The 6,622-nt window shown below is 40.0% G+C and carries 5 protein-coding genes; 3 read left to right on the top strand and 2 right to left on the bottom strand.

What is annotated here, in order from left to right; genetic code table 11:
- The coding region (locus tag VGE44_RS06395) for an IS4 family transposase (protein WP_331077091.1) at nucleotides 1-1,432 on the top strand (1,432 nt) is incomplete at its 5' end.
- 270 nt (nucleotides 1,433-1,702) lie between these two features.
- A complete protein-coding gene (locus tag VGE44_RS06390; RefSeq protein ID WP_331077093.1) occupies nucleotides 1,703-3,748 on the top strand; it encodes a prolyl oligopeptidase family serine peptidase in 2,046 nt (681 codons plus the stop codon).
- Nucleotides 3,749-3,810: 62 nt separating this feature from the next.
- Here VGE44_RS06390 and VGE44_RS06385 read toward each other — a convergent pair whose 3' ends face one another.
- Complete coding sequence (locus VGE44_RS06385; protein ID WP_331077089.1) at nucleotides 3,811-5,541, bottom strand: S41 family peptidase; 1,731 nt, start codon at nucleotides 5,539-5,541, stop codon at nucleotides 3,811-3,813.
- 85 nt (nucleotides 5,542-5,626) lie between these two features.
- A complete protein-coding gene (locus tag VGE44_RS06380) occupies nucleotides 5,627-5,842 on the bottom strand; it encodes a hypothetical protein (protein WP_324484627.1) in 216 nt (71 codons plus the stop codon).
- 127 nt (nucleotides 5,843-5,969) lie between these two features.
- Between VGE44_RS06380 and VGE44_RS06375 the strand changes: the two genes are divergently transcribed.
- Nucleotides 5,970-6,584, top strand: a complete 615-nt coding sequence (locus tag VGE44_RS06375) for a porin family protein (RefSeq protein ID WP_331077085.1) — start codon at nucleotides 5,970-5,972, stop codon at nucleotides 6,582-6,584.
- Nucleotides 6,585-6,622 lie beyond the last annotated feature (38 nt).

The following is a 6,622-nucleotide window of genomic DNA, read 5'->3' as shown; positions in this document are numbered from 1 at the left end:
CTATCGTGTACCCATAAATATTAATTGGATATTTGCATTTATGATACGAGTAGATTATTCGGGTTATTTTGGGGACAAGCGCATAGAATCTCGTGGTAGTTTGCTTCATCAACGTTTGTTTAGTAGCAGCACCCGGAGTATTCAGGGCTTATCGCTCAACCGTGCCGAGCAAAAAGGTTTTTACCGCTTTTTACATACCTCAAAGACCTCAGAAGATTATCTGATCAGAGAACTTGCTACCCGTTGTTCACACCAGACAAAAGGCAAAGTGGTTTTATCTATACAGGATACCACAGAAGTCAATCTCTCTTCTCATCGGGGCAGGTTGAAGAATGGTAGTGGATTTGGTGGGATTGATGATAGCAGGGGCATTGGTTTTAAATTACATCCTTCACTAGTAGTTGATGCAGAAACGTGTTTTCCGTTAGGTTTTTCCAGCATTAAGATGTGGGGGCGTGAACTAGGTATGCCCAACAAGTTTGAGCGAAGGTATTTTGACTTGCCGATAGCGGAAAAAGAGTCTCACAGGTGGATAGAAGCCAGCAATCAGAGCAAAAAAACGCTTGCTGATGCCGCCTTAGTGGTAATTGTCCAGGACCGTGAGGGGGATATTTTTGAGCAGTTTCTTCAAATACCCGATGAACGTACTCACCTGTTAATCCGTTCGCGTATGAACAGGAATACAGAGAGCCTAGAAGGAAAGCTTTGGAACAGTCTTTCGGCTTCCCAAAAGCTGGGAGAATATCAGCTTAGACTGGATAGCGATAGCCATGGAGATACGCCTTCACGAGAAGCAACTATAGAGGTCCGGTGTATAAAAACCAGCATTCGATCACCTAATGGAGGTAAAAACAAAGGAGTGGAATTGTATGCAGTAGAAGCACTGGAAGTTGGCGCGCTTGGTTTCCAAGGGGTTCACTGGCGTTTACTAACCACTTGGCCAGTCACTGATTTTGAACAGGCCCGATTGATTATTGAATGGTATACCTGGCGATGGTTTATAGAGGAACTCTTTAGGATGCTCAAGAAAGAAGGATTTAATATAGAAGGAAGTGAACTGGAAACGGGTTGGTCAATCAGAAAATTAACCGTGATGCTACTGGACACAATCATGAAGCTAATGCAAATGCATATTGCTTACAATGAGCCCGAGGAAGCCAATGTGCCTGATACAGACATTTTGTTCTCAAAAGAAGAGCAGCAGTGCATTACAGCACTCAATGTTAGAAATGAAGGCAAAACCGAAGCATTAAAAAATCCTTTTAAACCTGGAAAACTTAACCATGCTGTATGGGTTTTATCGAGAATAGGAGGCTGGAAAGGTTATACCTCACAGCGAAAACCCGGAATGACAACCATGTTCAGAGGCTTGACCAAATTCTATGATATTTATAATGGCTGGAACCTACAAAAAGATGTGGGTACACGATAGGCAATGGAGGGGAGCAATTTAAGTGGAATATCTAATTTTGAAATTAGCTAAACCATCAATTTGAAAAGTCTAAATAGAGATATTCTGAACATTACTCAATTTAAACAAACAGTAATGACGGGTAATTGACCATATATTACCCAGCTTCTCGTATTTTTGAATTCATAGAAACCAATAAGTATGAAACCTGTTCAATTTATCATAGCAGCCGCACTGCTGATTGACCCCCTGTGCGGAATTGCACAGCATACAAGCCCCAATACCAATAAAATGGCCTATCCTAAAACTAATAAAATCGATATTGCAGATACCTATTTTGGCAACACTATAAATGACCCTTACCGATGGCTTGAAGACGATCGTTCGGCAGAAACCAAAGCCTGGGTAGAAGCAGAAAATAAGGTAACACAGAATTATCTGAACCGGATTCCATTCAGACCGGCCATTAAAAGCCGACTTGAAACACTCTGGAATTATGAAAAATATACCGCTCCTTTTAAAGAGGGTGATTATACTTATTTCTATAAAAATGATGGGCTGCAGAACCAGTATGTGCTTTACAGACAGAAGGATAAGACTAAACCTGAAGTATTTCTCGACCCAAACACCTTCTCCAAAGATGCTACTACTTCGCTTGCCGGGATAGAATTCACTAAAGATGGGAGTATGGCGGCCTACCAGATTTCGGAAGGGGGTTCAGACTGGAGAAAAGTAATTATTCTCAACACTAATGACCATTCAATTATCGGGGATACCCTGATTGATGTTAAATTTTCAGGTCTTGCATGGAAAGGGAACGAAGGTTTCTATTACAGCAGTTATGACAAACCGAAAGAAGGAAGCCAGCTTTCAGGTCTAACACAGTTTCATAAATTATACTTTCATAGTACCGGAAGTTCGCAAAAAGAGGACAGGCTCATATTCGGTGGCGAGCAAACTCCAAGAAGATATATTGGAGCCGGCCTTACTGAAGATGAGCGATTTCTGGTTATTACTGCTGCTGAATCAACCACTGGAAATGAATTATATTTTCAGGACCTTTCAAAACCGGGAAGCCCGATCATTAATGTCGTAAACAATTTTAATGGTGATCATAGCATTATCGACAATCAGGGCAGTAAGCTCTATATTTTCACCAATCTGAATGCACCAAATTATAAAGTGGTCACAGTTGATGCATCCAATCCGGCTCCTGAAAACTGGAAAGATCTGATACCTGAAACCGATAATGTGCTTAGTATCAGTACCGCAGGCGGAAAAATCTTTGCCAATTACCTGAAAGATGCAACTTCATTAGTCATGCAATATGACATGGATGGAAACCTTGAGCGTACAGTTACTTTACCTGGTGTTGGATCAGCAAGCGGCTTTTATGCGAAAAAATCCGAGAAAGAGTTATATTATACATTCACTTCTTACATCTACCCGCCAACAATCTTCAAATACATCATCGCAAACGGGCAGTCTGTTGAATACAAAAAATCAGGAGTAAAATTTGACCCCTCAAATTTTATATCAAAACAAGTTTTCTATACCTCAAAAGACGGAACTAAAATCCCGATGATTATTACTCATAAAAAGGGGATTGAATTAAATGGAAAGAATCCAACCTTACTTTACGGCTATGGAGGATTCAGTGTCAGCCTGACACCGGCATTCAGCACTTCGAACATCATTTTGCTTGAACAGGGCGGAATCTATGCCGTACCTAACCTCCGGGGTGGAGGGGAATATGGTGAAAAATGGCACCTGGCCGGAACTAAAATGAACAAACAAAATGTGTTTGATGATTTCATAGCGGCAGCTGAATACCTCATCAGTAATAAATATACCTCAAAAGATTTTCTGGCAGTCTCTGGCGGATCTAATGGCGGACTCCTTGTAGGTGCAGTCATGAGCCAGCGTCCTGAACTTTTCAAAGTTGCCCTGCCAGCCGTAGGGGTTCTTGATATGCTTCGCTACAATAAATTCACTGCAGGGGCTGGATGGGCATATGATTACGGAACAGCAGAAGACTCAAAGGAAATGTTTGAATATCTTTTAAAATACTCCCCTTACCATGCTTTGAAACCTGGTGTATCCTATCCTGCCACATTGATCACCACAGCAGATCATGATGACCGTGTTGTTCCGGCACATTCATTTAAATTCGCAGCAAGATTACAGGAATATCATAAAGGAGAGAGTCCGGCACTGATCAGGATCGAAACTAACGCAGGTCACGGGGCCGGAAAACCAACTGCAAAAATCATCGAAGAACAAGCTGATAAATGGGCATTTATGCTCTATAATATGGGGCTGACTTTCAAGCTTTAGAGTTATCTGCTGTCAGTTACCTGTTATCTGGCAACAGGTAATTGGTAACTGATAACACATTACTACTTTACATTTGCAGAATAATCCTCTCCCGGTTTTCCAATAGATTTATAGGTTCCTTCGCCATTCAGGATAGAAGCCAGAACTGATTTATCAGATAAAACCTTCTGAGCCTCATTCAGTTCATTATCATATTTGAAATTTTGTTCAAGCCTGCCCTTTTCAAAATAATATCTCGATACTATTTCACTTTCAAGAACCTTTCTGATTTCATCTTTGAACAATACCAGATCATTTTTTTTACTGTGTGATACTTTTGCTTTAAGTGCATCAAATTCAGGCTTCAGATCTCCGATTTTATTTTCCTTCTCAGCCTCATCACGCAATTCATTCAATAGTTTCTCAACCCGGGTATCATAATTATAGTCCCGCTTCGAAAGAAATGCTATAAAATCGTTGTATTCAGCATCACTAAGCCTGAAATTTTTGGCATCACTAATACTTGTTTTCAGGTTACGATATTGTGTAGCGTAATCAAAGATATGATACCTTGAGGCCAGAGTCTGGGTTATCAGGCTATACCTCAGTGGCTTTACAAAAACATCAGGGAAAATTCCGCTGCCATCATACACCGATCTTCCTGATTTGGTTTTATACTCGGTGATGAGTGAATCGGCAACCTTTACAACCATACCATCTGTGTCGCGGTGAGTGTAATCAAGAGCCTGAATACATCGGCCTGATGGGGTATAATATTTAGCAACGGTAACTTTTACAAGGCTGTTATATGGCAGGTTAAATGTTTGTTGTACGAGGCCTTTCCCAAAGCTACGCTGCCCGATAACAACCGCCCGGTCGAGATCCTGCAATGATCCGGCAACGATCTCTGAAGCCGATGCTGATCGATTATTGACCAGAACAACAAGGGGAAGATTTGGCTCAAGTGGAGTACTGAATGTATTGTAAGTAATTGACTTTTCACGATTCCGTCCTTTTTGAATCACAACAGTAACTCCTTTATCAACAAAGAGATTCACAATTTTAACCGCTTCCTGAAGGATACCACCACCATTGAAACGAAGATCCAGTACAAGTCCGTTAATGTTATTTTTCTTGAGTTCTGCTAAGGCATCTTTTACCTCCTGAGCAGAGTTTTCAAGAAATTTATCAAGTTTGATATAACCGACATTATTCGAAAGCATGCCATAATAGGGTACATTATTTTGTCTGATCTCTTCGCGGGTAAGATTCAGTTCCATTGACTTTGGCATTCCCGGACGCTGAATACGAAGCTTAACCGGAGTACCTTTTGAACCCTTAAGCATAGAACTTACCTGCTCGTTGGTCTTACCTTTCAAGGAAACACCATTTATTTCAAGAAATTCATCCCCGGCGCGAATATCTGCTTTTTGTGCCGGGAAACCTGCATAAGGCTCCGCTACTATAACCTTTCCAGCCCTGTTCGAAATGGTAGCTCCAATCCCCCCATACTGGGTACTGACATATTTTAATTTATAGTCTTCAATATCCGATTCAGGAATATATTCAGTGTAAGGGTCCAGTTCTTCGAGCATGGCATCGATACCATTCTTCATCATCTCTGAAGAGTTGACATCATCTACATAATTGATGCTCAATTGTTTATAAATAGCAGCAAATATGTCCAGGTTCTTTGACACCTGAAAAAGATCTTCAACGAAGGAAAATGAAAAAATTGAAATGATTACTACTACTGGTAATAATGCTTTCTTGAATTTTGACCTTGCGGATCGAGAATTGACAGGATTATTCATACTTATAATTATGATAATTAAAGATACAAAAATCCTTCCTTTTTTATTTAGGGGAAAAGATTTAGAGAAATTGGGAGAAATCTGCCTATAAGCGGTTAGTGTCGAGATGCAGCATACCCTTTTTTAAAGTAAATACAATATACTCACGATTGCGCTTTAATCTGCTCATCAATCTGGTGATCAGTTCCTCTTCCTGGCCTTGCTGGTATGCCAGATCCTCTTCACTAAGGTTATTATACTTACGTTTTACTTTTAATTTCAAACGATCCCAATCCGAATTACTTATACTGATCTCTGCCATGGTTTAAATTTGTACAAAATTAAAGTTTATCATGACAAATTTCAAGCTAATTCGCTGAAATGATCTAAGCTCAATAATTTGGAATAAATATTGACGTTGTTTAGACTAAACTAAAAATATAAATATTATGAAAAAAATCATACTAGCTTCATGCCTTATATTCATATCAGGCATGACGGCAATGGCACAATTGCCATCATTTGCTTTTGGAATTAAGGGAGGCGTAAATTACTCTTCACTAAAAACGAAGAATGACCTTACTGATGAAAACAGTATTATGGGATATCAGGCGGGGATATTTTCAAGAATTGGTGCTGCAGGAATTTATTTTCAGCCGGAGTTATATCTGGGCAGTAAGGGGAACGAATTCATCCGGATAGAAGACAATAGCGGTAATGATATAAGTGCGAACGGAAAAGTGAAATTTACGACGCTTGATCTTCCGCTCCTACTCGGAACTAAGATTGGCCCCAATAAACTAAATCTTCGTTTTATGGCCGGACCGGTAGTATCATTCATTATTGATGAAAACACCACCTTCGCTACAGCATACCAGGGTGTAAGTGATTTTGGAAATTACAAAAAACAGACCCTTGGACTGCAAGCCGGAACAGGTGTTGACCTTGGTAATCTGACACTTGATCTGCGCTATGAAGCCGGGCTAAGCAATGTGAGCCAGAGTGAAAAGTATAGTCAGAAGCAGAATTTATTCCACCTTAGTTTGGGGATTAAATTGCTTTAACAAATTTTTTATGTAATTCTCAAATTGCATTGAAAACT

It is taken from the genome of Daejeonella sp., assembly GCF_036405355.1.
Taxonomy (GTDB): Bacteria; Bacteroidota; Bacteroidia; order Sphingobacteriales; family Sphingobacteriaceae; genus Daejeonella.
This window is presented reverse-complemented; position numbering and strand designations above follow the sequence as displayed.

Coding starts and splice junctions, on each gene's coding strand:
- VGE44_RS06390 (WP_331077093.1), top strand. CDS start 1,703: ATGGCCTATCCTAAAACTAATAAAATCGATATTGCAGATACCTATTTT.
- VGE44_RS06385 (WP_331077089.1), bottom strand. CDS start 5,541: ATGAATAATCCTGTCAATTCTCGATCCGCAAGGTCAAAATTCAAGAAA.
- VGE44_RS06375 (WP_331077085.1), top strand. CDS start 5,970: ATGAAAAAAATCATACTAGCTTCATGCCTTATATTCATATCAGGCATG.
- VGE44_RS06380 (WP_324484627.1), bottom strand. CDS start 5,842: ATGGCAGAGATCAGTATAAGTAATTCGGATTGGGATCGTTTGAAATTA.